The sequence below is a fragment of the Cryobacterium sp. TMT4-31 genome, from assembly GCF_004403385.1.
Lineage (GTDB): Bacteria > Actinomycetota > Actinomycetes > Actinomycetales > Microbacteriaceae > Cryobacterium > Cryobacterium zongtaii.
On record NZ_SOGI01000070.1, the window covers coordinates 1 to 25360 of the forward strand.

Annotated in this window: 26 protein-coding genes and 1 tRNA gene; 23 read left to right on the plus strand and 4 right to left on the minus strand. The window is 70.0% G+C overall.

Annotation, left to right across the window (positions count from 1 at the left end; all coding sequences use genetic code 11):
• From E3T19_RS19140 to E3T19_RS17155, 4 genes are all read left to right on the plus strand, one after another.
• On the plus strand, positions 1-766 hold a 766-nt coding region (locus E3T19_RS19140; RefSeq protein WP_166788915.1), incomplete at its 5' end, for a pilus assembly protein TadB.
• A 318-nt stretch (positions 767-1084) separates the two neighbouring features.
• Positions 1085-1285, plus strand: a complete 201-nt coding sequence (locus E3T19_RS17145; protein WP_370291635.1) for a DUF4244 domain-containing protein — start codon at positions 1085-1087, stop codon at positions 1283-1285.
• A gap of 70 nt (positions 1286-1355) precedes the next feature.
• Entirely contained in the window at positions 1356-1667 is a 312-nt protein-coding gene (locus E3T19_RS19225; protein ID WP_241980333.1) for a TadE family type IV pilus minor pilin, read from the plus strand.
• Entirely contained in the window at positions 1664-2026 is a 363-nt protein-coding gene (locus E3T19_RS17155) for an Rv3654c family TadE-like protein (protein ID WP_240632365.1), read from the plus strand. The genes E3T19_RS19225 and E3T19_RS17155 overlap by 4 nt, the downstream gene beginning before the upstream one ends.
• A gap of 59 nt (positions 2027-2085) precedes the next feature.
• Here E3T19_RS17155 and E3T19_RS17160 read toward each other — a convergent pair whose 3' ends face one another.
• Entirely contained in the window at positions 2086-2346 is a 261-nt protein-coding gene (locus E3T19_RS17160; protein ID WP_088455186.1) for a hypothetical protein, read from the minus strand.
• A gap of 261 nt (positions 2347-2607) precedes the next feature.
• Here E3T19_RS17160 and topA point away from each other — a divergent pair, with 261 nt between their 5' ends.
• From topA to E3T19_RS17205, 9 genes are all read left to right on the plus strand, one after another.
• Positions 2608-5646 (plus strand): type I DNA topoisomerase, encoded by a 3039-nt coding sequence (topA, locus tag E3T19_RS17165; protein WP_134409427.1) that lies wholly within the window; start codon positions 2608-2610, stop codon positions 5644-5646.
• A gap of 8 nt (positions 5647-5654) precedes the next feature.
• Positions 5655-6275: a dTMP kinase gene (gene tmk, locus E3T19_RS17170; protein ID WP_088455188.1), complete on the plus strand. Its 621-nt coding sequence runs from the start codon at positions 5655-5657 to the stop codon at positions 6273-6275.
• A 350-nt stretch (positions 6276-6625) separates the two neighbouring features.
• Positions 6626-7870: a DNA polymerase III subunit delta' gene (locus tag E3T19_RS17175; protein WP_134409428.1), complete on the plus strand. Its 1245-nt coding sequence runs from the start codon at positions 6626-6628 to the stop codon at positions 7868-7870.
• A 47-nt stretch (positions 7871-7917) separates the two neighbouring features.
• Entirely contained in the window at positions 7918-9450 is a 1533-nt protein-coding gene (locus E3T19_RS17180; protein ID WP_370294279.1) for an alpha/beta hydrolase, read from the plus strand.
• A gap of 3 nt (positions 9451-9453) precedes the next feature.
• Entirely contained in the window at positions 9454-10086 is a 633-nt protein-coding gene (locus E3T19_RS17185) for a TetR/AcrR family transcriptional regulator (RefSeq protein WP_088455190.1), read from the plus strand.
• Positions 10087-10138: 52 nt separating this feature from the next.
• Positions 10139-10211, plus strand: a tRNA-Thr gene (locus E3T19_RS17190).
• 394 nt (positions 10212-10605) lie between these two features.
• Complete coding sequence (locus E3T19_RS17195) at positions 10606-11898, plus strand: alpha-amylase family glycosyl hydrolase (RefSeq protein WP_134409429.1); 1293 nt, start codon at positions 10606-10608, stop codon at positions 11896-11898.
• Positions 11899-12053: 155 nt separating this feature from the next.
• On the plus strand, positions 12054-12539 hold the full coding sequence (locus tag E3T19_RS17200) for an aminoacyl-tRNA deacylase (RefSeq protein ID WP_088455194.1): 486 nt from the start codon (positions 12054-12056) through the stop codon (positions 12537-12539).
• A 102-nt stretch (positions 12540-12641) separates the two neighbouring features.
• Positions 12642-13469, plus strand: coding sequence for an SGNH/GDSL hydrolase family protein (locus E3T19_RS17205; protein ID WP_134409430.1), 828 nt, complete (start codon positions 12642-12644; stop codon positions 13467-13469).
• 9 nt (positions 13470-13478) lie between these two features.
• On the opposite strand, the gene E3T19_RS17210 is transcribed toward E3T19_RS17205, so the two are convergent.
• Both E3T19_RS17210 and E3T19_RS17215 read right to left on the minus strand, forming a co-directional pair.
• Entirely contained in the window at positions 13479-13733 is a 255-nt protein-coding gene (locus tag E3T19_RS17210; RefSeq protein WP_134409431.1) for a hypothetical protein, read from the minus strand.
• 53 nt (positions 13734-13786) lie between these two features.
• Positions 13787-13957 (minus strand): multidrug transporter, encoded by a 171-nt coding sequence (locus E3T19_RS17215; RefSeq protein ID WP_088455197.1) that lies wholly within the window; start codon positions 13955-13957, stop codon positions 13787-13789.
• Positions 13958-14017: 60 nt separating this feature from the next.
• Between E3T19_RS17215 and E3T19_RS17220 the strand changes: the two genes are divergently transcribed.
• The 8 genes from E3T19_RS17220 (at position 14018) to E3T19_RS17255 (ending at position 21896) form a co-directional block, all read left to right on the plus strand.
• Positions 14018-15004: a Gfo/Idh/MocA family protein gene (locus tag E3T19_RS17220; protein ID WP_134409432.1), complete on the plus strand. Its 987-nt coding sequence runs from the start codon at positions 14018-14020 to the stop codon at positions 15002-15004.
• A 1064-nt stretch (positions 15005-16068) separates the two neighbouring features.
• Entirely contained in the window at positions 16069-17238 is a 1170-nt protein-coding gene (locus tag E3T19_RS17225) for a D-alanyl-D-alanine carboxypeptidase/D-alanyl-D-alanine-endopeptidase (RefSeq protein WP_241980334.1), read from the plus strand.
• A 28-nt stretch (positions 17239-17266) separates the two neighbouring features.
• Entirely contained in the window at positions 17267-17863 is a 597-nt protein-coding gene (locus tag E3T19_RS17230) for an isochorismatase family protein (RefSeq protein ID WP_088455200.1), read from the plus strand.
• Between the two features lie 204 nt (positions 17864-18067).
• A complete protein-coding gene (locus E3T19_RS17235) occupies positions 18068-18898 on the plus strand; it encodes a DUF4397 domain-containing protein (RefSeq protein ID WP_134409433.1) in 831 nt (276 codons plus the stop codon).
• A gap of 28 nt (positions 18899-18926) precedes the next feature.
• A complete protein-coding gene (locus E3T19_RS17240) occupies positions 18927-19763 on the plus strand; it encodes a class F sortase (RefSeq protein ID WP_088455202.1) in 837 nt (278 codons plus the stop codon).
• Positions 19764-19916: 153 nt separating this feature from the next.
• Positions 19917-20492 (plus strand): RNA polymerase sigma factor, encoded by a 576-nt coding sequence (locus E3T19_RS17245; protein ID WP_240632366.1) that lies wholly within the window; start codon positions 19917-19919, stop codon positions 20490-20492.
• Positions 20479-21345, plus strand: coding sequence for an anti-sigma factor domain-containing protein (locus tag E3T19_RS17250; protein ID WP_134409434.1), 867 nt, complete (start codon positions 20479-20481; stop codon positions 21343-21345). Before E3T19_RS17245 ends, E3T19_RS17250 begins: the two co-directional genes overlap by 14 nt.
• A 74-nt stretch (positions 21346-21419) precedes the next feature.
• Positions 21420-21896 carry a hypothetical protein gene (locus E3T19_RS17255; protein ID WP_134409435.1) on the plus strand — a complete coding sequence of 159 codons (477 nt, stop codon included), beginning with the start codon at positions 21420-21422 and terminating at the stop codon, positions 21894-21896.
• Between the two features lie 17 nt (positions 21897-21913).
• Here E3T19_RS17255 and E3T19_RS17260 read toward each other — a convergent pair whose 3' ends face one another.
• The gene (locus E3T19_RS17260) at positions 21914-23143 is read right to left on the minus strand and encodes an amidohydrolase family protein (protein ID WP_134409436.1); all 1230 of its coding nucleotides are present in this window, start codon (positions 23141-23143) and stop codon (positions 21914-21916) included.
• A gap of 105 nt (positions 23144-23248) precedes the next feature.
• Between E3T19_RS17260 and E3T19_RS17265 the strand changes: the two genes are divergently transcribed.
• Together E3T19_RS17265 and E3T19_RS17270 are read left to right on the plus strand one after the other, a co-directional pair.
• Complete coding sequence (locus E3T19_RS17265) at positions 23249-23698, plus strand: MarR family winged helix-turn-helix transcriptional regulator (protein ID WP_198414929.1); 450 nt, start codon at positions 23249-23251, stop codon at positions 23696-23698.
• Between the two features lie 73 nt (positions 23699-23771).
• Complete coding sequence (locus E3T19_RS17270) at positions 23772-25253, plus strand: NAD-dependent succinate-semialdehyde dehydrogenase (protein WP_134409437.1); 1482 nt, start codon at positions 23772-23774, stop codon at positions 25251-25253.
• Positions 25254-25360: the final 107 nt, after the last annotated feature.

Consider the following 25360-nt stretch of genomic DNA (forward strand, 5'->3'; position numbering starts at 1 on the left):
GGCCGACGCCATCGCGGACGCGGCCGCCGGGCTCCCTGACCAGCTGGGCGACGCGTGGCGGGCCCTCGCCGCCGCGTGGGATGTCGCCACCCGGGCCGGTGCGCCCCTGTCCGGATGCCTGCGCGACCTGGCCGCCGCGTTCCGGGAGCTCGGCCAGCTGCACCGCGACCTGACCGTGGCCCTCACCGGCCCGCGCGCCACGGCCCGGCTGGTGATGGTGCTGCCCCTGGTGGCGCTGTTGTTCGGCAGCCTGATGGGCTTCGACACGCTGCGCACCCTGTTCCTCACCGGCCCAGGGCTGGCCTGTCTCGCCGCGGGGTGCCTACTGATGGTCGGCGCCGCTCGCTGGAACCGGCACCTGGTTGCCGCAGCCGGCCGCCAGGGGCCCGCGCCGGGACTGGAGCTCGACCTCACCGCCATCGGCATGGCCGGTGGCGGGTCACTCGACCGGGCCCGCGCCAGCGCGCGGCGCAGCGCCGAACGGTTCGGCCTGCGCGCGACCGGTGCGACCGACTCCGCCGACGTGGTCATCGACCGAGTGCTCGACCTCTCGGCCCGAGCCGGGGTGCCGGCCGGTGAGCTGTTGCGCAGCGAGGCCGCGCAGGCCCGGCGGGATGCGCGCACTGCGGGCCACCAACGCGCCGAAACCCTTGCCGTGACCCTGATGATCCCGCTAGGGGTGTGTGTGCTCCCGGCGTTCATGCTTGTCGGTGTCGCCCCGCTGCTGCTCAGCGTGCTCGCCGCCACCCTCGGCAGCGTCGAGTGACGGTGCTCGGGTGCTCCCGCCCTGGTGAACTCGGGCGCTCCTCCACAGGCTGCCGTTTCGAACTTTTGTGCACCGATGGGCTTCCGTCGTTGGTGCGCCGGGTGTCGCCGCGACAGGCTGGCTGCACTCGCGCCGCTTGCACCGCGTCTTGTACGCGAAAGGAGATCCATCATGACCACCCTCAGCAGCCCGCCCGCCCCGCCGACAGAGCACCACCCGCAAGCCGAGGAGAGCACCGGAAGCGCGGCGGCCGCCGACCGTGCCGCCGCTCCGCTACGGCACAATCCCAGCGCGGGTACCGGAATACGCAACGCACTCGTGCGCACCCGCGCGGTGCGGTCCAACAGCATGCGCGCCCTCCTGCGGTTGCGTGACGATCGCGGGGCGGCCACCGCCGAGTACATCGTGGCTACCATGGCGGCCGTCGGGTTTGCCGGCTTGCTCATCGTCATCCTGCGCGGTGACGAGGTGCGCGGCATCCTCACCGAGCTGGTGCGCAGTGCGCTCACGGTGGGGTGACCGAGCCGCGGCAGGGCTGGCACACCGACTCCATCGGGACCGGGGCAGCGTCACGGCCGAGTTCGCGGCCGTGCTGCCCGCAGTGCTGGTAGTGCTGGCCTGCTGCCTGGGTGCCGTGCAGGTGGTCGGGCAACAGGTACGCATGACGGATGCCGCAGCCGACGTGGCCCGGCTGCTGGCCCGCGGCGACGGCGCGGGTCCGGCATCCGGGCTGCTGGCCGCGGTGGCGCCCGGCACCGCGCTCGCCGAGGAACGCCAGGGGGAGTTCGTCTGCGCCCGGCTCAGCGCGCCGAGCGCCTTCGCGCCGTTCGCCGCCGCGGGCCTCACTCTCGCCGCCCGGTCCTGCGCTCTCGCCAGCGACACCGCGAGCGACGACCCGTGACGCGCCCACCCATCCGCCGGCCTACCTCTGCCAGCGAGCGGGGATCCGGTTCGGTGCTCGCGGTCGCGCTGCTCGGCGCGCTCGTCACGATGACCGCCGTGCTCGTGCCGCTGCTGGCCTTGCTGCCGGTCAGTCAGTCCGTGCAGGGTGCGGCGGATGCGGCGGCGCTCGCCGCGGCCGACGTCGCCTCCGGCCTCATGCCGGGCGTGCCCTGTGCCACGGCGGCGCGGGCGGCGGAGCTGAACGGCGCCCGCCTGGTCACCTGCTCGGTGGACGGCCTGATCGCCACCGTGGCGGTGTCCCGCACGGTGGGCGCGTTCCCGATCGGTTCCCGGGCGCGGGCCGGCCCGGCGCCCTAGCGATGGTCAGGCCGGTGTTCGAGCTCGCCGCCAGAAGTGCAGCATCCCCGATCGCCGGGCTAAGTGGTCGCTGGGGGAGTGTCGAAGAGCGCCTCGAGGTAGCGGTAGTCCACGGCGGAGGGCTTGTCGGGATGCTCGGCGGAATCGAACTCGAGACCGGCGGCGCGGGCATAGAGGTACCGCTTGCCGGCTGCGTCGGCGGGTATCTCGATCCGCGGCCGGGGATCCCCGGATTCGAGGAACTCGGTGGTGACGGTTTTTCCTTCGAGGGGGCCGTCCGTCAGTTTCGCGGTGTACGTGCCCTGCGCTGCAGTAACCATGTCTCTATTGTGCGGCTGTGCTCCGCGGAGGCAACCCCTAATCCGCAAACCGAGGCTCACCGGCCGCGTGTCGGGCGATGCCGCCGCGAATTCCGCGAACACATGTGCACACTCGTTTCAGCCTTGCCCTGCGCCGTGAGCGAGCTACCGTGGAGTCAATTCGGGGCACTCCCGCGCCGTCACCGTCGGCGCGCACTCGATTCCTGTGTGTATGGTGTGGCTTGGTCGTTTCACAGACCGTTACCTATAAAGAGGAGTCTGGTGCCAGGCACTAAGAAGCTGGTCATTGTCGAGTCGCCGACCAAGATGAAGTCGATCGCCGCCTATCTGGGCGACGGATACGAGGTTTTGTCGTCGGTCGGGCACATCCGAGACCTGATCGAGCCCAAGAATCTGCCGCCGGAACTCAAGAAGGGCCCGCTCGGCAAGTTCTCCGTCGACGTCGACAACGGCTTCGAACCGTATTACGTGGTCTCCGACGCGAAGAAGAAAACCGTCAGTGACCTCAAGCGGGCGCTGAAGAACGCCGACGAACTCCTCCTCGCAACTGATGAGGACCGCGAAGGCGAGGCCATCGCGTGGCACCTCCTGCAGGTCTTGCAGCCTAAGGTCCCGGTCAAGCGGATGGTGTTCCACGAGATCACCAAGGACGCCATCATCGCGGCCACCCAGAACACCCGCGACCTCGACACCGCCCTCGTCGACGCGCAGGAGACCCGGCGCATCCTGGACCGCATCTACGGCTACGAGATCTCGCCCGTGCTCTGGCGCAAGGTGGGCCCCGGCCTGTCCGCCGGCCGCGTGCAGTCCGCCGCCACCCGCCTCGTCGTCGACCGCGAACGTGAACGCCTCGCGTTCGTGTCCGCCGGCTACTGGGACCTCATCGCCCAGCTCGTTCCCGGCGCCTCCGCCGAGAACGGCTTCCAGGCCAAGCTCGTGCGCCTCGGCGGCGAACGCATCGCCACCGGCAGCGACTTCGACGACACCGGCAAGCTCAAGCCCAAGGTCGTCGCGGCCACCCTCGACGAGGCATCCGCCCTCGCCCTGGCCGACGCCCTCAAGGTGCCCGGCGTGCCGATCACCGTCACCAAGGTCGCCTCCAAGCCCTACCGCCGCAGCCCCGCCGCGCCATTCACCACCTCGACCCTGCAGCAGGAGGCCGCGCGCAAGCTGCGCTTCACCGCCCGGCAGACCATGAGCGTGGCCCAGTCGCTGTACGAAAACGGGTACATCACCTATATGCGTACCGACTCGCCTTCGCTGTCGCAGCAGGCGATCACCGCCGCCCGCAAGCAGGCCGCGTCGCTGTACGGCGCCGAGACCGTGCCCGCGAACCCGCGCCTGTACAAGGGCAAGAGCAAGAACGCGCAGGAAGCCCACGAGGCCATCCGCCCGTCCGGCGACACCTTCCGCACCCCGTCCTCGCTGTCCAGCTCGCTGCGCGGCAACGACTTCAAGCTCTACGACCTGATCTGGAAGCGCACCGTCGCCAGCCAGATGGCGGATGCGACCGGTTCGACCGCGTCGGTGACCATCGCCGCGGGCCCCACCGGCCAGGCCGCGCACCCCGCCGCCTCCGAGGCGCTCGCCGAATTCGCCGCCAGCGGCACCGTCATCACCTTCCGCGGTTTCATGCTCGCGTACGAGGAGTCCAGGGACGAGGAGCGGAACGCCTCCACCGACCCCACCGAGTCGAAGCTGCCGCCGCTGGAAGAGGGCCAGACGCTGACCCTCGTCGAGGTGGAGGCCAAGGGCCACGAAACCACTCCGGCCGCCCGGTACACCGAGGCCAGCCTGGTGAAGAAGCTCGAAGAGCTCGGCATCGGCCGCCCCTCCACGTACGCGTCGATCATCTCCACCATCACCGACCGTGGTTACGTCACCCCGCGCGGGCAGGCTCTGATCCCGAACTGGATCGCCTTCTCCGTGGTGCGGCTGCTCGAGGAGTTCTTCACCGACCTGGTGGAATACGACTTCACCGCCGAAATGGAAGACGACCTCGACCGCATCGCCGGCGGCACCGCCGACCGGGTGGACTGGCTGACCAGCTTCTACTTCGGTTCGGAGAAGCACCGCGGCTTGCGCCAGGTCGTCGACAACCTCGGCGAGATCGACGCCCGCTCGATCAACTCGATCCACATCGTCGATGACATCACCCTGCGCATCGGCAAGTACGGCCCCTACCTCGAAGTCGCCGACCCCACCGCCGACCCGGATGCCACCCCCCGCCGGGTGAACATCCCGCCGGACCTGGCACCCGACGAGCTCACCCCTGCCAAGGCCCGTGAACTCGTGGATGCCCCGGTCGTCACCGACCGCGTCATCGGCGTGAACCCGGACAACGGCAAGGAGATCGTCGCCAAGGACGGCCGCTTCGGCCCGTACGTGACCGAGCTCGAGCCGCCGGCGGACACCGACGGTCCCGGCGAGTCCATCGACCCGCTTACCGGCGAGGTCACCTCGCTGGCCGACGCCGGAGCCCCGGCCGCCGCACCCGCTGCCGCCGCCAAGCCCAAGCGCAAGACCCCGGCCAAGAAGGCCGCCGCCGCGGTGAAGCCGCGCACGGCGTCGCTGTTCAAATCCATGGACCTGGCCACCGTCGACCTCGACACCGCGCTGGCGCTGCTGAACCTGCCGCGCGTGGTGGGCCTGGACCCCGAGACGCAGACCGAGATCCTCGCCCAGAACGGCAAGTTCGGTCCGTACCTCAAGAAGGGCGTCGACACCCGGTCGCTCACCAGCGAGGACCAGATCTTCGAGATCGACCTGGCCGGCGCCATCGAGTTGTACGCGCAGCCCAAGTACGGCGCCCGCCGTGCCTCCAGCGCGCTCAAGGACTTCGAAGAGCCCGACCCGGAGAGCGGCAAGGCCATCAAGATCAAGGACGGCCGGTTCGGCGCCTACGTGACGGATGGCATCACCAACGCCACCATCCCCAAGGCCGAGAGTGTTGACGAGGTCGACTACGAGCGCGCCGTGCAACTGCTCGCCGACAAGCGGGCCAAGGGCCCGGCGGTGAAGAAGTCGCCGGCGAAGAAAGCTCCCGCCAAGAAGCCGGCGGCCAAGAAGCCCGCCGCGAAGAAGGCCCCGGCCAAAAAAGCCGGCGCAGTGAAGGCCGGTGCGGTGACCAAGACCGCCGCAAAGCGGGCCCCGGTCAAGAAGACCGGCACGTCTGCGGCCACCCCCGGCGTGCGCGCCGAGCGCACCCCGGAGCAGAAGGCCGCCACCGCCGCGAAAGCCGCAGCCACCCGGGCGGCCAACGCGGCCGCGAAGGCAGCACAGGCGGCCGCGCAGTCGTGACGGATGCTGTGAAGCCCGGCCTGTTCATCACCCTCGAGGGTGGCGACGGGTCGGGCAAGAGCACCCAGGCGCAGTTGCTCGGCGAGTGGTTGCAGGCCCAGGGTCGCACCGTGGTGCGCACCCGCGAGCCCGGCGGCACCGAGGTGGGCGTCGCCATCCGCGAGATCGTGCTGCACCACCGCGGTGAGGTCTCGCCCCGCGCGGAGGCCCTGCTGTACGCCGCCGACCGGGCCCAGCACATCGGCACCCTGGTGCGCCCGGCGCTGGCCCGCGGCGAAATCGTCATCCAGGACCGCTACCTCGACTCCTCCGTCGCCTACCAGGGCGCCGGCCGGGTACTCGGCGGCACCGAGGTGCGCGACCTCTCGCTCTGGGCGGTCGAGGGCCTGCTGCCGCACCTCACCCTGCTGCTCGACCTCGACGAGACCGCCGCCCGCGGCCGCCTCGACGCCGCCGACAAGGTCTTCGACCGGCTCGAAGCCGAGAAGGGCGAGTTCCACGCCCGGGTGCGCGCCGCGTTCCTCGACCTCGCCGCCGCCGAGCCCGACCGTTTTCTGGTGCTGGATGCGTCGCTGCCGGTCGACGAACTCGCCGCGCTCATCCGCGCCCGCGTTGCCGCCCTGCTCTAGGGCGTCCCGCCGCACCCGCCCCGACTTGCCGCAAAACCCCCTTTCGCCCGCCAGGAGGGGGCATCTTGCGGCAAGTCGAGAGATTCAGCATCCGTGACTTGCGTGAAAAGTCCCTTGTGGCGGCGGCCAGGGGGCGTTTTGCGGCAAGTGGGCGGATGTGCGGTGCCGCGAGATGCCCGTTGACGCCCGTTGGAAGGCATCCAGGGGGCCTCAACTGGCAACTCGATGCGCTGCGCGCGCGTGAGATGCCAGTTGGTGCCGCTTCACGGGAAGCCAACGGGCTTCAACTGGCAACTCGGCGGGGGAGGCACCCGCACCCGGCTGTCACCGGCTCCGGGTAGCCTTGACGAATGGCAGTGTGGGACGACCTGACGGGTCAAGCAGATGCGATCGCCATCTTCCGTGCCGCCGCAGAGCGCCCGGGAGCGGTCGCCACACTCGAGCGCCCCGACGCCGACATCCATGCCGCCCAGTCGAGCGCTACCGCTACGGATGCCGCTACCGCGACGAGCGCCGCCGCCCGCAGCACCTCCTCCTCAATGACCCACGCGTGGCTGATCACCGGCCCGCCCGGCTCCGGCCGCTCCAACCTCGCCTTCGCCTTCGCGACCGCGCTGCTGAGCCCCGGCACGCCGCAGGGCGACGAGTCCACCCAGAAGCTTGTCGACGCGCGCACCCACCCCGACCTCACCGTGCTCAGCACCGAGGGCGTCATCATCAAGATGGATTCCGTGAAGGAAGCCGTGGCCCGCTCGCAGTACTCCCCGTCGGTAGGTCGCTACCGCGTGGTGGTCGTCGAAGACGCCGACCGCATGGTCGAGCGCACCTCCAACGTGCTGCTCAAGGCGCTCGAGGAGCCGCCGGAACGCACGGTGTGGATCCTCTGCGCCCCCAGCGAGGCCGACCTGCTGCCCACCATCCGCTCCCGGGTGCGCACCGTGCGTCTGCGGGTGCCGAGCATCGACGCGGTGGCCGAGCTGCTCATCCGTCGCACCGGCGTGGAGCCGGCCGTCGCCGAACGGGCCGCCCGTGAGGCGCAGAGCCACATCGGCATGGCCCTGCGGCTCGCCACCAACGCCGAGGCCCGCGCCCGCCGTGAGGAGACCCTCCGCGCCGCCCTCGGCCTCACGGGGGTGTCCACCGCGGTCAACGCCGCTGCCCGACTGCTCGCCATCGCCGGCGATGACGCCAAGGCGATCACCATCGAGCGGGATGCGGTCGAACGCGAGGGTGTGCTGCGCTCGCTCGGCGTGGAACCCGGCCAGTCGGTGCCGCCCGCGCTCCGCAGCCAGATCAAGAACCTCGAAGACGACCAGAAGCGCCGCGCCACCCGCAGCCTGCGCGACGGCATCGACCGCATCCTGGTGGACCTCACCTCGCTGTACCGCGACGTGATGATGATGCAGCTGGGCCGGGACAGCACCATCATCAACCTCGAGCTGCTGCCCGAACTGCGCCGCGCCGCCGGGGCCTGCCCGCCGGCGACCACCGTCGCGACGATGGATGCGATTGCCCTGGCCCGGCAGAGAATTGAAGCCAACGTGGCACCGGCGCTGGCCCTCGAGGCCATGCTGGTGTCGATGATCCGACGGTGACGGCAGTCGCCGCACATGCACAGGATTCACCAGAGAAGAGGAACCCAGTGACCCAGCGCACTCGCGTATTCACGACCATGGCGGCCGCGGTGGCAGTGACGCTCGGCCTGACCGGCTGCGTGACGTGGTTCATGCCCCAGCCCGCACCGTCGACCTCCACGCCCACCGGCGAAAAGGTCGATGCGCCGCTGGATCCGTTCTACAGCCAGGTGCTGCAGTGGTCCGACTGCGACAACGGCATGCAGTGCAGCACCGTGTCGGCTCCGCTGGACTGGGAAGACCCGGCCGGCGGCTCGGTCGACCTCGCCCTGGTGCGCCAACCCGCCACCGGTGACCGGCTCGGGTCGCTGCTGCTCAACCCCGGCGGACCCGGCGGTTCCGGCTATGAATTCGTCAAGGCATCCGTCGACTACGCAACCGATGCTGCCCTGCAGGAACGCTACGACATCGTCGGGTTCGACCCGCGCGGGGTCGGCATGTCCTCGGCCGTGGCCTGTTACGAACCGGCGCAGATGGACGAATACCTCTACGGGATCGCCGACGCCGAGCGCGGCAGCGACGCGTGGGTGCAGGAGCTGGAGGCCAGCGCCACCGACTTCGCCGCATCCTGCAGCGATGAGACCGGGGCCCTGCTCGGCCAGGTCGACACCCGCAGCGCCGCCCGCGACCTCGACCTGATGCGCTCGGTGCTCGGCGACGCCCAGCTCAACTACCTGGGCTTCTCCTACGGCACCTTCCTCGGTGCCACCTACGCCGAGCTGTACCCCGACAAGGTCGGCCGGCTCGTGCTCGACGGCGCCCTCGACCCGTCCACCAGCAACTTCGAGGTGACCAGCACCCAGGCGCTGGGCTTCGAGAACGCCCTGCGCGCCTACCTCACCGACTGCCTGGCGGGCTCGGCCTGCCCGTTCGACGGCACCGTCGACGACGCCATGGCCACCATCTCGGCGCTGCTGGCGTCGGTGGATGCCAGCCCGATCACCGCCACCGACGGCCGCCAGCTCGGCGCGAACGCTTTGCTCACCGCGATCATCTACCCGCTCTACCAGGCGACGGCGTGGACCAACCTCAGCGACATGTTCGAGGGCGTGCTGCAGGGCAGTGCCGACGGGGCCATGCAGTTCGCCGACGGCTACAACGGCCGCAACCCCGACGGCAGCTACCGCGACAACTCCACCGAGGCCTTCACGGCCATCAACTGCCTGGACTACGCCTACAACGACGACCTCACCTCCATGCGCGCCGAGGCCGCCCAGATCGAGCAGATCGCCCCCACAATCGGCAAGTACATGGCCTACGGCGACATCTCCTGCTCCAGCTGGCCGCACGCCTTCGCCGGGGAGCGCCAGGCCATCCACGCCACCGGCGCGGCCCCGATCCTCGTCGTGGGCACCACGAACGACCCGGCCACCCCCTACGTGTGGGCACAGAACCTCGCCGAGCAGCTCGACAGCGGGCAGCTCGTCACCTACGAGGGTGAGGGTCACACCGCGTACAACAAGTCCAACGCCTGCGTCAACGACACCGTCGACAGCTACCTGATCGACGGCATCGTGCCCGCGGCCGACCCGATGTGTTGACAGATGGGCGCTGCTGACGAACCAGGCCTGCGGGAACGGAAACGCCTGGCCACCCGCCGGGAGATCCAGCGTGCCGTGCTCACCCTATGCGCCCAGCGGAGCATCGACAAGGTGACCGTCGAGGAGATCAGCCGGGTCGCTGCCATCTCGCCGCGCACGTTTTTCAACTACTTCGCCTCCAAGGATTCCGCCCTGGTCGGCGACGAGCTGGAGTTGGCCTGCGACGAGGACATCGAGCGGTTCGTCGCCGGCGGACCCTCCGACGTGATGACCGACCTGGCCGGGCTGATCAGCCGGAGCCTGCAGAACACCGACGGCGACCGGGAGATCCACGAGCTGCGCCGCGCGGTGATGAAAGAGAACAGCTACCTCTTCACGATGCGGATGGCCACCCTGCGCAACTTCGAAGCCGGCCTGCAGCACATCGTCGAGCGCCGGCTCACCGCCGACGCCCCGCACCTCGCCGAGGACCCGGGGGCCCTCGCCCAGCGGGCGCTGCTGGTGACCCTGATCGCCATGGCTGCCACCCGGCATGCCTGGCGGTGCTGGGCCGAAGCGGATGACTGCACCCCGTTGTCGGCCTGGGTCGCCAAGTCCTTCCGTGAGCTGTACACCGTGACCTCCCCGATCGACTAAGCTTGGATGCTGTGTCGCCGCGCGTCTTTCTTCGGGAAGTATTCGGTCTCACGCCGCCTTAGCTCAGTTGGTAGAGCGATTCACTCGTAATGAATAGGTCATCAGTTCGATTCTGATAGGCGGCCCTCTCTTTCTCCGCAGCTCCCTCCCATCCGTTGGTCGCGCTTGTCGAGACCCCGCGACCCGGTCTGCGGAACGTCGGCGCACCCGCGACCGCTCACGGCGCCTCCTGTGGCGCGTCGCGCCCGCTATAGCGGGCGCGAGAGGCGGCAGGAGGTGCGGTGACGAGGGCGAGTGCTGGGCCGGCGCCAATCCCGCAGGCTCTCAACGCCCATGCTGCAATCTGGGTCAGATTGCACGGTCCAGTTCGGGGCCCAAGACCGGGCAGAGCGCGAGCCGGATGCTGCAATCGTGCCGGAGTGTTCGCCTAGGGGGTCGTTGTCGCGACCTGCACCACGCGCATCCAGACGATGGCGACCGGCACCGACCACCACGGTTCAACCGCGATAGGGTCGAGGCGTGCCGAACTGGACCGAACACGTGATCTGGTGGCACGTGTATCCGCTGGGCTTTGTCGGTGCCGACACCACCGGGCAAGACCGCTCGCCCACGCACCGGTTGCGGCAGATCGAGTCCTGGCTGGACTACCTGCTCGATCTCGGCGCGAACGGCCTGGCCCTCGGCCCTGTCTTCGCCTCCCGCACCCACGGCTACGACACCACCGACTACTTCGAGGTCGACCCGCGGCTCGGCGACACCGCAGACCTCGACCACCTCATCGCCGAGTGCCAGCGGCGCGGCATCCGGGTGATGCTCGACGGTGTGTTCAACCACGTCGGCCGGGATTTCACGCCGCTGGTCACCGCTCTGGCCGACCCGGCCGCGCCCGAGAACGCCCTGTTCCGCCGCACATCGGCCGGTGAGCTCGTGGCCTTCGAGGGGCACGACGCCCTGGTGACGCTCAACCACGACAACCCGGCCGTGACCGAGCTCGTCACCGACGTGATGGCGCACTGGCTCGACCGGGGGATCGACGCCTGGCGCCTCGATGCCGCATACGCGATGCCCGCCGCGTTCTGGGCCGGCGTGCTGCCGCGGGTGCGCGAGCGGCACCCCGACGTGTACGTGATGGGCGAAGTGCTGCACGGCGATTACGCCGGCTTCGTCGCCGCATCCGGGGTGGACACCGTCACCCAGTACGAACTCTGGCAGGCGATCTGGCACGCGCTGAACGAGCGCAACTTCTTCGAACTGGACTGGGCGCTCACCCGGCACACCGCGTGCCTCGGCGCATTTGTGCCGTACACCTTCATCGGCAACCACGACGTGACTCGGCTGGCCAGTCAGATCCAAGACGAACGCCACCACCCGCACGCCCTGGTGCTGCTGCTCACCCTCGGCGGCACCCCGGCGATCTACTACGGCGACGAGCGTGGGCTGCGCGCCGTGAAGGAGCAGCGCGCCGGCGGCGATGACGCCATCCGTCCCGCCTACCCGGCGAGCCCCGCCGACCTGCCGTCCGCCGATCAGGATCCCGTCGCCGCGGACACCTTCGTGCTGCACCAGGAGCTGATCGGGCTGCGGCGCCGGCACCCCTGGCTGCACACGGCCACGAGCCGGCCGCTCGCCCTGACCAACACGGGGTACGTGATCGAGGTGACCGACGGCATCCAACGCTTGGTGGTGGCGCTCAACCTCGGCGACGAGGCCCTGACCGTCGTCACGGATGCGGCCGAGCGGCTGGCCGGCGCGGCGGACTCCAGCCCGGCCGGCCACACAGTGCCGCCGCACGGTTGGGCGATCTTCGGCTGACCCGGTCTGCGCGTTCGCGGCGCACCGTAGTCCTGGTGGCGCGCCCTATTCCTCGTGGCGCGGCTTCTAACCCGCGCCGCGAGGAACGAGCCGAGCCGCGAGCATCCGTGGGCCGGGCGGCCTCGGCACCCCCACCCGCGTGGTTGACTTTGGTCATGGCTGACACAGGGCGCGAACGGGTCGAAACGGATGCGCGGGCGCGCGGACTCGACATCGACATCGTCGAGCGCCCCGCCGCCGACAGCCTCGAGAGCGCTGCCCGGCTGCTGGGGCTGGAGCCGGCCGGCATCGTCAAGTCGCTCGTGGTGAAGCGCCACGACGGGGATTACCTCTTCGTGCTGGTGCCCGGTGACCGGCAGATCAGCTGGGCCAAACTGCGCGCCCTGGTGGGCGTGAACAAGCTGTCGCTGCCGCACGAAGACCTCGCCCTGGCCGCGACCGGGTATTCGCGCGGCACCATCACTCCGCTGGGCAGCAGTACCGCCTGGCCGGTGTTCGCCGACGAGCGGATGCGCGGCGCCCGGGTGGCGATGGGCGCAGGGGAGCACGGCTACTCCGCGTTCGTCGACGCCGACGCGCTCATCGCCGCCTACGGGGCCACGGTGGCCGACATCACCGACGAGATCAAGCCCCGCACCTAGGGCCGCCCCACTCGCGAACTGTCAGAAAAGCCCCGAAAAACCGCCTCGGCTGGTGCTTTTCTCACGGTTCGTGGGCTTGCGGCGGGCTCCTAAGCTGGGTGCATGGCAGAACAGCGCACCCCGACGAGCCCGCCCGCCGCAGGGCGCCGTCGGCGCCTGGTGCTGATGGCCGCACTTCTGGTGCTCGTGATTGGCGGCATCGCCGCGGTGGTGGCAGCCGTGGTCGGCGCGGGCGCCGCATCCACCGCGTCACTGGTGCCCACCTTGCCCCCGGCGGCGCCATCGCCCACCGCATCCGCCCCGCCCACCGCGTCAGCTGCACCCACGGACTCGCCGACGTCACCGACCGACCCCGCCGTCGCCGTGTTCCTCGGCGATTCGTACACCCAGGGCTGGGGCGCCTCGAATCCGACCATGAAGTGGACGACCGTCGTGGCCTACGCCGCCGGTTGGACCGAGGTCAACGAGGGCCAGGGCGGCACCGGGTACGTCACCATGGCAGGGGTCGCCAGCTGCGGCCAGGACGACTGCCCCGCCTACCCGGACCGGGTGGCCGACATCGCCGCCCCCGCCCCCGACGTCGTCGTGATCGCCGGTGGCCAGAACGACCGGTGGGCGCTCGCCACGGACCCGGAGTTGGTGCAGGCCGCCGTCGACAGGACGTTCAGCCTTCTCCGGGAGGGCCTGCCGAACGCCCGGCTCATCGCGGTGGGGCCGTCGACCGCCGAGCCGGCCACGGCCATGATCACCGATCTGGATGGCTGGGTGCGCGCCGCCGCGGACCGGGTCGACGCCGAGTACGTGAGTCTGCTCGACCCCGTGGTCATCCAGAACGACATGGTGGTGTCCGACGGGGTGCACGTCAATGACGCCGGCCACCGGGCGATCGCGGACCGCGTGCTGGACACGGTTCTGACCCGCGCCGACTGACGGTGCCGGTCAGCGCGGCAGTCGGCGGTCCTTGACCAGCAGCACCACGAAGACGTAGACGCCCACCAGCTGCCAGAGCGCTCGGAAGACCAGGTCGGTCGGGGAATTGCGCACCGCGAACTCGGGCCGGACGGCCGGCTGCGGCAGCTGGATCGGAAGCGGGGTGTCGAAGCGGGGCTCGGCCCGCCGTGGCGGGGTAAGCATGCGAGGCACGTCCCGCTGCTGCGGGGTCGTGCGCCGGGCCAGAAGCAGATTCTCGCTCACAGGCGTCAGCGTATGCGGCCGCGATGACCGCTCGGCAAACGTCAGGTGACGGGTTACTCCTCGGTCTTGCCGGGCCGCACCGCGGCGGTGTCGGCCACGTCGATGCGCTTCACACCATCGGCCTGTTCGTCCACGGTCACCCGCGGCGCCGCATCCGCTTCGCTGGCCTTGGGGGCGGTGGTGAGCTGGTCGTGGCGTTTTTCGTCGAAGGTCATTTCACTCATGACCGGCACAATAACATGCCGTTCTGGTGTGCGGCCGAGTGGGTTCGCTAGGCTCGCACCATGACTGATGCACTCCGCTGGGGAATCCTGGCCACGGGCGGAATCGCCCACCAATTCGCCGGGGACCTCGTGAAGAACGGCTTCACCGTGCAGGCCGTCGGCTCTCGCAGCCAGGCATCCGCGGATGCCTTCGCCGCCGAATTCGGCATCCCCACCGCGCACCCCAGCTACGAGGCACTCGTGGCCGACCCCGAGGTCGACATCATCTACGTGTCGACCCCGCACCCGTTCCACGCGGCCAACGCCACCCTGGCGCTGGAGGCCGGCAAGCACGTCCTGATCGAGAAGCCGATCACCCTCAACGCTGCCGAGGCGCGCGCCGTGGTGGCCCTGGCCGAGAGCAAGAACCTGCTCGTGCTCGAGGCCATGTGGACCCGCTTCCTGCCGCACATGGTGCGCATCCGCGAGATTCTCGCCGCCGGCAGCCTCGGCGACGTGCGCTCCCTGATCGCCGACCACACCCAGGACCTGCCCGACGACCCCGCCCACCGCATCAACTCGTTGGCACTGGGCGGCGGCGCGCTGCTCGACCTCGGAATCTACCCGGTGTCGTTCGCTTCGGCGCTGTTCGGCCCGCCCGAGACCATCCTCGCCTCTGCCACCTTCAAGGCCACCGGGGTGGATGCCCAGATCGCCACGATCTTCCACTACCCGGACGGCCAGATCGCGTCGCTGCTCTCCGCGAGCGACACCAAGGGGCACAACACCGCCAGCATCCTCGGCACCGAGGGTCGCATCGACATCGACGAGGTCTGGTACTCGCCCACCTCGTTCCGCGTGTACAACAGCGCCAACGAGGTCGTCGAGGCGTACGAGACGCCCGCCATCACCGGCCGGGGCATGCACTTCCAGGCCGCCGAGGCCGAACGGCTTGTGGCGGCGGGCCTGATCGCCAGCGACCTGTTGACCACGAGCGAATCCGTACAGATCATGGAGACCCTCGACGCGATCCGCGCCCAGATCGGCCTGGTCTACCTCGGCGACTAAGGCTGGGGCGCGCAACCGATCTGTCCGGTGCTGTCGCGGCACACCTTCTTCCTCGTGGCACGTCTTGTTCTCGGCGGCGCACCTTAGACCCCGTGCCGCCGGGAATAACGCGCGCCGCCGGGAATAACGCGTGCCGCCGGGACTAACGCGTGCCGCCGGGACTAACGCGTGCCGCGAGGAGTAACGCGTGCCGCGAGGAGTTGCGCGTGCCGCGAGGGCGGGCATGGCCCGGCGGAGGTACGGCGCGGTCGGCGGTCCCGAGTTGCTGTCGCGGCATGCTTTCTTCCTCATGGCTGGTCTTGTTCACGGCGGCACACCGTAGATCCCGTGCCGCCGGGACTAACGCGTGCCGCCGGGACTAACGCGTGCCGCGAGGAGTAACCCGTGCCGCGAGCACTAACGCTTGCCGCGAGGCGGGGCGTAGACCTACGGAGGTAACGTGCGGTCGGATGGTTCGCGCTGCTGTCCTGGCGCACTTGTCTTTTCCACGGGCGCGCACCCAACCGCGCGCAGCAACCCGCGCCGTGATCAGCAACCCGCGCCGCGACCACGAACCCGTGCCGCGACCACGAACCCGTGCCGCGACCACGAACCCGTGCCGCGACCACGAACCCGTGCCGTGACCACGAACCCGTGCCGCGACCAGCAACCCGTGCCGTGACCACGAACCCGCGCCGCCAGGCCGCAACCAGCCAGCGCGGATGCGCCAGCCCGGACCCGGCGCTCTTGCCGGGCTCCCACCCCGGCTCGGTAACCTTCGTTAGTGGATACCCCCGAACCGTCCGTGCCTGAGCAGACCACGCGCACACCCCTGCGCCTGATCGTCGCCGCGGCCGTGGCCCTCGTGCTGCTCGGCGGCGGCGCCGTGTGGGCGGGCACGGCCAGCGGCAACGCCAAGCCGGTCGCCGTGGCCGCACCCGACGCATCCGCCACGCCCACCCCGACCCCCGCCCCGATCACCCCGGAGCTGCGGCCCGCCCCGACCCTCGCCACCGTCACCGCCCCGCTGCGCACCTGCTCGGTGGCCGACCTCGCCGCGGACGAGCGGCTGGGCGAGTTCCNCGGTGGCCGACCTCGCCGCGGACGAGCGGCTGGGCGAGTTCCAGGCCCAGGTGGTCAACGCCGAGACCGGCGAGATCCTCTTCGACCGGGGCGGCAGCACCGCATCCCGTGCGGCCAGCGTGCTCAAGGTGCTCACCTCCGCTGCCGCGCTGAGCGTGCTCGGCCCGGACTACCGCGCCACCACCACCGTGGTCGCCGGCAGCAAACCCGGCCAGGTGGTGCTCGTCGGCGGCGGCGACCTCACCCTCTCGAGCACCCCCAGCGGCGACGAGTCCTTCTACGCCGGCGCCGCGCACCTCGACGATCTCGCCGAACAGACCCGGGCGGCGATGGACGGCACCGCGATCACCTCCGTGCTGCTGGACTCCAGCTACTTCGGCGACCCGGCCTGGGAGCCCAGCTGGGACCGCAAGGAACAGACCCAGGGGTACATGCCCGAGATCACGGCCCTGCAGGTGGACGGCGACCGGGACAACCCGTACAACAGCACCTCCGCCCGCGGCGACGACCCGGTGGCGCGGGCCGGCGCCGCGTTCGCCGACGAGCTTGGCGGCGACCCCACCGTGAGTGTCGGCACCGCCCCGGCCGGCGCCGGCCAGCTCGCCGCCGTGCAGTCCCAACCGGTGTCCACCCTGATCCAGCAGTCCCTGATCGTCTCCGACAACGCGCTCGCCGAGATGCTCGCCCGCCTGGTGGCCGTGGAGAGCGGCACCGGCAACACCTTCGGCGCCATCCAGCCCGCCGTGCTCGCGGGACTGGCCGAGTACGGCATCGACACCACCGGCATCCGCGTCAGTGACGGCTCCGGGCTCAGTGACAACAACGCTGTGCCACCCGGCTACCTCACCAAGCTGTTCCAGAAGATCAACGCCCGCGAGGGCAGCCTCGGCGTGATCTTCGACGGTCTGCCCGTCGCCGGCGGCAGCTCAGGCTCGCTCTCCTACAGCGACCGGTTCAGCGGCGGCAACGCGGATGCCGATGGCGCCGTGTTCGCCAAGACCGGCTGGATCGACACCGGTTACACCCTCGCCGGCATCATCAAGGCCGGCGACGGCAGCACCCTCACCTTCGCCGTATACGCGCTGGGTGATGTGGGTGATAATGCGAAGCAGGCGATCGATACCATCACGACAGGGTTTTTCCGCTGCGGAAACAACCTCTCGAACACCTAAGTGACTTTCAACCGACAGGAGTGCATCCGTGACCCGCGCACTGATCATCATCGACGTTCAGAACGACTTCACCGAGGGCGGCGCCCTCGCGGTTGACGGCGGGGCCGCCGTGGCCGGGGCGATCAGCGCCCTGCTGGCGGCGCATCCGAACACCTACGGGCACATCTTCGCCTCCCGTGACTGGCACGACGCCGAAGGCGGCAACAACGGCCACTTCGCGGTGGATGCCGAACCCGACTTCGTGGACACCTGGCCGGCGCACTGTGTCGCCGACACCACCGGCGCGGAGTACCACGCGGCGCTGACGCTGCCGGAGTCGACGGTGCACATCCTCAAGGGGCAGGGCCAGCCGGGCTATTCGATCTTCGAGGGCGTCGACGGGTCGGGCGAGAAGTTCGGCGAGCTGCTCATCGCCGCCGGCGTGACACACGTGGACCTGGTCGGCCTGGCCACCGACTTCTGTGTGCGCGCCTCGGGGCTGGATGCCCTCGAGCACGGCCAGCAGGTGCGGGTGTTCACCGACCTCATCGCCGGAGTGGCACCGGAGTCCAGCGAGAAGGCCTTGGCCGAACTCGCGCACGCCGGTGCGGTGCTGGCTACCTCGGAGGTCGTCGAGCAGGCCTGACACGCGCGTCCGCATCTGCCGGCGACGTGCCGGACCGTGCCCCTTCGCGAGCGTCGAAGGGGCACTTTGCTGCAACTGGATGCGAGGCCCACTGCTTGAGAAATTTTCTCGGCAGGGTGCATCCGAATGAGGGAGTCCTCCGGAAGTAACGGGTAACGGGAAACCGACAGGTTCCCGCTCTCGTTCCACTGACTGGAGGAAACCATGCGCAAGACCATCACCGTCGGCATCGCAGCCGGCGCCCTTGTCGCCCTGGCGGGAATCGCCCCGGCGAACGCCGCAACCGACGTCGCCCAGCTCTCCGTGCTGCACGGGGTACCCGGCCTCACCGTCGACGTGTACGTGAACGACGCACTCACCCTGGATAACTTCGAACCCGGCGACATCGCCGGCCCGCTCGAACTGCCCGCGGGCACCTACACCGTGGCGATCACGGCATCGGATGCCGCGGACGCGAGTTCGCCGGCCATCGGTCCGGTCGACCTTTCGTTGGAGGCGGGCAAGAACTACACCGCCGCCGCGCACCTCGACGCGGCCGGGGCACCCACGGCGACCCTGTTCGCCAACGACATCAGCACCGTCGGCGCCGGCGAAGGCCGACTCACGGTGCGTCACGTCGCCGCGGCCCCCGCCGTGGACGTGCTCGCCGGCGGCACCGCGGTGATCACCAACCTGAGCAACCCCGATGAGTCCATGCTGACCCTGCCGGCCGGCACGGTGTCGGCCTCCGTGGCCGCGACCGGAACCACCGACCCGGTGATCGGCCCGGCCGACGTGAACGTGGCCGAGGGCACCAACACCATCGTGTACGCCTGGGGCAGCCTGACCGACAGCAACCTGGCGCTCGCGGTGCAGACCATCGACGGGCTGCACTCCAACCCTGACGGCGTTCCCGCTGGCAGCGCGGGCCTGGTGGCAACTAACCAGCCCGGGAACAGCTCCGGCCTGTGGTTCGGCGGCGCGGCCATCGCCCTGGTGCTGATGATCAGCGCGGCGGCGGTTTACGGCACCCGGCGCGCCGAGGCGCGGCAGTAACGGGTCGTTGACAAGGAAGGTGCGGGTCATGGTGGTGAGCCTGTTCGGGTGGCCCACTGTGACCCGCGCCGTGGTCGGTCCGGTCCTGGTGGGTGGGCTGATAATGGGCCTGCTCAGCGGATGCGCGGCCCCGGCCTCCGGGATCGGCGGCACTGATCCTGCCGCCGGTGGATTCGCCGTAACGGGCGACGTCGATGGGGTCGGCGGGGCGGGACGCCCGGCGACCGGTGGGTTCACCGGTCTGGGCGGTCCAGCCTCCGCCGGGCTTCCGGGGGGACTGCCGTGGGCCGGCCGCACCGGGCAGGAACCGTCAATCTCGGCTCCGGCCCGGGTGCCGTCGCCGGCTCCGATTCCGCCGCCGGCGGTACCGGATGTGCCGCGCCGGTCCGCGGACCTGGCCGGGCTGGCCGGCCCGGTCAGCGCTCCGGTACGGGTGCGGGTGCCCGCGTTGGGCATCGACATGCCGATCGAGGCCGTCGGCCTGGCCGAGGACGCGGCCATGGCCCTGCCGGCGAACCCCGCCGTCGCCGCCTGGTACCGGTACGGCGCCGGCCCCGCCAGCCCGGCCGGCGCCACCGTCGTCGCCGCGCACGTGGATTCCCTCGTCTACGACATCGGCCCGTTCGCCCTGCTGGCCGACGCTCCGGCGGGCACCGAGATCGTGTTGGAGACTGCCGACGGCGGCGCGCACCGGTACACAGTGGCATCCGTCGACAGCGTGGAAAAGCCGGCGGTACCGTGGGCGAGCGTGTTTGACAGGTCCGGTCAGCCGCGGCTCACACTGGTGACCTGCGGCGGCGAGTTCGACTACGACGCCCGACGGTACCTGTCCAACGTGATCGTGACGGCGGTGCCGGCGCCATGAACGTGAGTCGGACCCTACCGCCCGAACGGGGCGTGCGTACAGAGGCCGGGGGTGGTTATGCTGGTCGCACTCGCGGGCCGGTTCGATCGGGTCGTGAGTGCTGAGATGGACACCCGCACCACACGGTACCGATCCCGGAGGCAGCACGTTGACGTGAGCACCCCCTTTGCGAACAGCACCGACGATGATCGTGACCAGGCCCACCTGATCGCGGGGTTTCGCGCGGGCGACGAACACGCCCTCGCCGAGGCCTACGCGCGCTGGTCGTCGCTGGTGTACACCCTGGCGGTGCGCTCGCTCGGCGACACCGGTGAGGCCGAAGACGTGACGCAGAAGGTGTTCATCGCCGCGTGGCGCGGCCGGCACGGGTTCGACGAGGGTCGGGCGGCGTTGCCCGCCTGGATCGTGGGCATCGCCCGGCATACCATCGCCGACGCGCACGACGCCCGCGCCCGGCGGCGGCGCCTCGAACAGTCCCTCGTGGACGAGGCCGACCTGTACACGGTTGATGAGTCCGCCGACGTGGCCGAGCGGCTGCTGATCGGCGAGGAGCTCAACCGCCTCGAACCGGTGCCGCAACGTGTGATGCGACTCGCGTTCTACGAGGACCTCACCCACGTGCAGATCGCCGATAGCCTCGGATTGCCGCTCGGCACCGTGAAAAGTCATATCCGCCGCAGCCTTACCCGCTTGCGCACTCGATTGGAGGCGAACGATGACGCATCTTGACCGCGACACGCTCGCCCTCGTCGCGCTCGCCGAGCTCGACCTCACTCCCGCCGAACGCGAGCACCTGGCCGCCTGCCCGGGCTGCGTCGGCGAGCTGGATGCGCTGCGCCGCACCGTCTTGATCGGCCGCAGCGCCGGCAGCGTCGAGCTGGTCGAACCCGCGGATGCCGTCTGGGGCCGCATCCACTCGGCCCTCGGCTTCTCCGCCGCGGTGGCTGCGCCGCCGCGGCTGGCGGAGGTCGACCTCGCGGCGGCCGGTCTGGCCGGCGGGGACCTGGCCGGCGGGGACCTGACAAAGCACACGACCCCTGGTGTCGGACCTGCCGCGGGCGCCGCGAGCGGGACAGAGCGCCCTGGCGCCGAACCGGCAGGAGAGCCGGCGCCCGTTGTGCAGCTGGACCAGCACCGGCGCCGTCGCGTCTGGCTGCCCGTGGCCGCGGCGGCCTGCACGGTCGGCATCGTCGGCGGCATCGTGGGCGGGGTCTGGTGGCAGTCGACCCGCGAACCGGCCGCGGAGACCGTACTCGCCCAGGCGCAACTGGACGCGCTGCCCGGCTGGACGGCCAGCGGCAGTGCCTCGGTGGAGGAGTCCGCGGACGGGCGCCGCGAGGTCGTGGTGGACCTGGCCGACGATACCGGCAACGAGGGGCTGCGCGAGGTGTGGCTGCTCACCGCCGACGCCACCGGGCTGGTCAGTGTGGGGCTGCTCGACGGCGCGACCGGCCGGTTCAGCCTCCCGGCGGACCTTGACCTGGCCGAGTTCCCGGTGGTGGACGTCTCGGCCGAACCCGCCGACGGCAACCCGGCCCACTCGGGTGACTCGATAGTGCGCGGCACCCTGACCGGCCTGTAGCCCGCACCGCGACTGATGTCGCGCCACCCGGGCGGGGGATTGTGACCCGCACGCCGGGGGATCAGGATGGCGATATGGCGTCCCATCCCGCATCCGTTCGCCCCGCCGTGCCCGGCACCGACCGGCCCCGGCCACGTCGCCTGTGGTGGCTGGCGCTGCTGGTCATGGGCTGGTTCAACCTGTTGTCAGCGCTGGGCGGCGGGCTCGGCCTGATCGTAGGCAACGGGATGGGGATGCCGATGAGCTGGCTCGTCGGCACCCCGTTCGACTCCTACGTGATCCCTGGGTTCATCCTGCTGGTGGTCATCGGCGGCACGCAGGCGCTCGCCGTGCTCGGGCAGCACGGGCGGCAGCCCTGGTACACCGGCGCGGCCGGGGTCGCCGGCTTCGGCATGATCATCTGGATCTACGTGGAGGTCGCACTGCTGCCGGTGTATTCATTCCTGCACACGCTCTATTTCGTGTCGGGGACGTTGCAGCTGATTGCCCTCCTGCTTTGCCTGGGCATCCTGCCCTCCGACCGTCGCGTCGCCGCCGAGCCCCTGGAGTGACGCACCCGCCGTCGTGATCAGACGGCGGCTGTTCCGTTCCGCCACACCGAACGGATGGAGAGCGTGTCGGAGATGTTGGTTGTCGGGTCCCCGTCGACGAGCAACAGGTCGGCCCGCAGACCCTCGGCAATCCGGCCGCGGTCGCTGAGCCCGAAGCGTCGGGCAGGGGTGGATGTCGCAGCAGTGAGGGCCTGGGCGGGGGTCAGCCCGGCCTGCACGAGGAGCTGGAGTTCGTGGTGCACGCTGGCTCCGTGGGCGAGTCCGCCCAGGAACGGCACGGCAACGGATGCGTCGGTTCCCACGATCAGGTCGACATCGGCCTCGTGCAGGGCCTTCACCGACGCGAGCACGTCACCGAGCCGGCCCTGCGGGTAGCGGTCGAAGCTGGCCTGGATGGTGGTGAGCCATTCGGGGCTCAGCTTCGTGTGCACCCGGGGGTCCGCAGCGAATTCCGCGCCGCTGATGCCCATCATGGATGCGTTCAGGACCACACAGGCGACCACGAAAGCACCCGATTCGGCGATAGCATCGATGATCTCCGGGGTATGCGGGCGGTCCATGAACAGGTGCGCCAGCCCGTCAATGCCGGCGTCGATGGCCATCCGGGTGGCGTCGACGGTGAGCGCATGCGCAACGGTGAGCGCTCCCAGGCGATGTGCTTCCGCGACACCGGCGTCGAGGGTGGCCTGATCCAGGATGGGCAGTCCGGGGTGGCCCTCGACGCTGCCGTCGTCGACCATGAACTTGATGTAGTCCGACCCGCCGGCCAGCAGCTGTGGGATGAACGCGACGGCCTCGGCCGGCGTCGTGGAGAACGGCATCACGAAGGCCGGGGCTCCGTCGGCCGGCTCCGGGTCGTCGTCGTCGGTGGGGCGGTCACCCTTGGGGAAGAGCTCGCTGGGGTGGCCACCGGGGGGAGTGATCCCGAAGCCGGCCGAGCGCACATCCGCCAGCGTGTCGTCGGCGGAGATGTGCGCGCGATTGAACCTGGTCGACGTGCCCTGCATCTCCAGCTCGGTGGTCACGCCGAAGGCCAGAGCGAGCCTGAGCGAGTCCGGCGAGGTGTGCACGTGAGCGTCGATCAGGCCGGGGAGCAGGGTCGCGCCCGTCGCATCGACGATCTGTGCCCCGGCCGGGACGGGCCCGCCGACGCCGACGATTGTGGACCTGTCGATGATGACGGTCTGATTCTCGGTGGTGTTCTCACCGTCGAAAACGCGTGCATGGATGATGGCGGTGACGGACACGAGGTCTCCTTTGATGTTCTGCGGCAGCTCAAATGGATGCGCACTCACAAGTATGTGCACAACAGCATGGATATGCAAACACGCATGCAAGGCTAGACTCGGGGTGTGGATCCGAACAAAACCCCAGACGCTCTCCTCGATGACGTCGGTGCCGCGTTCTCGCGCCTGCGCCGCCGCACGAATCAAGCGCTGACCGACCACGGTATGACCAAGCGCGACCTCACCCGCAACCTCATCATCAACGTGGTCGACGAAGCAGACGGGGAGATGACTGTCGGTGCCGTCGCCGACCAGCTGAACGTGGATCCGTCGGTCGCGAGCCGCATGGTCACCGACTGCATTGATTCCGGCTACCTCCAGCGCGCCGCATCCGCTGCCGACGGGCGCCGGACCGTGCTGAGACTGGCGCCGGCAGGTGTCGAGCTCCGCGATCGTTTCAGCCGCCTGCAACGCGAGACCTTCGAACAGATCACCTCGGCCTGGACCGACGCCGATCGTCTCGAGTTCGCGCGGCTCCTGACCCGGTACGCCGACGACAGTGGTCGGCACGCCTGACAATCGCCGTCGATTCGGGGTCCGGCCGGGGCACCCGAGTAGATTGAGGTCGACGACTTCACAGGAGGCATTTGTGGCGCACGTAACCGAAGCAGAACTACTCCAGCACGTTCCCAACGAGCTGTTCATCAACGGGCAGTGGGTGCCCGCCGCCGACGGGAACACCCTTTCCGTGCACGATCCGTCCACGGGCAAGGTGATCAAGACCATCGCCGACGCCGGCGTCGCCGACGGTCTGGCCGCCCTCGACGCCGCCGTCGAAGCCCAGGAGGCCTGGGCCGCCACCCCGCCGCGGGTGCGCGGCGAGGTGCTGCGCCGCAGCTTCGAACTGCTGCAGGAACGCAAGCACGAGTTCGCGCTGCTGATGACCTTGGAGATGGGCAAGCCCCTCGCCGAGGCCTACGGAGAGGTCGGCTACGGCGGCGAGTTCCTGCGCTGGTTCAGCGAGGAAGCCGTGCGCATCACCGGCCGCTACGGCACCAACCCCGAGGGCACCGGGCGCATGATCGTGTCGCAGCACCCGGTCGGACCCAGTTTCCTGATCACCCCGTGGAACTTCCCGCTGGCTATGGCGACCCGCAAGATCGCGCCAGCGCTCGCGGCCGGCTGCACCGTCGTGATCAAGCCCGCCGAGCTCACCCCGCTCACCACGCTGTACCTGGTCAAGCTGTTCGAGGAGGTGGGCCTGCCCGCCGGTGTGGTGAACGTGCTCACCACCTCTACGTCGGCGGCCGTGTCCGCGCCCATCATCGCCGACCCCAGATTGCGGAAGCTGAGCTTCACCGGCTCCACGGGCGTCGGCCAGAAGCTCATCCAGCAGTCCGCGCAGAACGTGCTGCGCACCTCGATGGAGCTCGGCGGCAACGCCCCGTTCCTGGTCTTCGAGGACGCCGACATGGACCGCGCCGTCGAGGGCGCCCTGGCCGCGAAGTTCCGCAACGTGGGCCAGGCCTGCACCGCCGCCAACCGGTTCATCGTGCAGGCATCCGTCGCCGACGAGTTCGCCCGCCGGGTCACCGAGGCCGTCACCGACTTCACCGTGGGCCGCGGCACCGAGACCGGCGTCAAGATCGGCCCGCTGATCAACGCGGATGCCGTGGCCAAGGCCGACACCCTCGTGCAGGACGCCCTCGGCCGCGGCGCGACCCTACTCACCGGCGGGCGCGCCCTGGACCGGGCCGGCACCTTCTATGAGCCCACCGTGATCAGCGGGGTGAAGCCGGGCAGCGCCATCCTGCGCGAAGAGATCTTCGGACCGGTGCTCTCGATCGTGCCCTTCGACGACGAAGACGATGCCGTGCGCATCGCCAACGACACCGAATTCGGGTTGGTCAGCTACGTGTACACCCAGGATCTCGCCCGCGGGCAGCGCATGATCGAGCGGCTGCAGACGGGCATGATGGGGCTGAACATGGGCGTGGTCTCCAACGCGGCCGCCCCGTTCGGCGGGGTCAAGCAGTCCGGCCTCGGCCGGGAGGGCGGTTCGGAGGGCATCCACGAGTACCTCTCCACCAAATACACCCTCACCCCCGACCCCTTCGCCGACTACGACTAGACAAGATCTCGCGAAAGCGGTCACACGGTCACCTCAGCGGGCTGACGCAACCAGGTGACCGCTTTCGCGCACGGTTTTGGGAGGGGTGGGCGTCGGTAGGCTTTTGG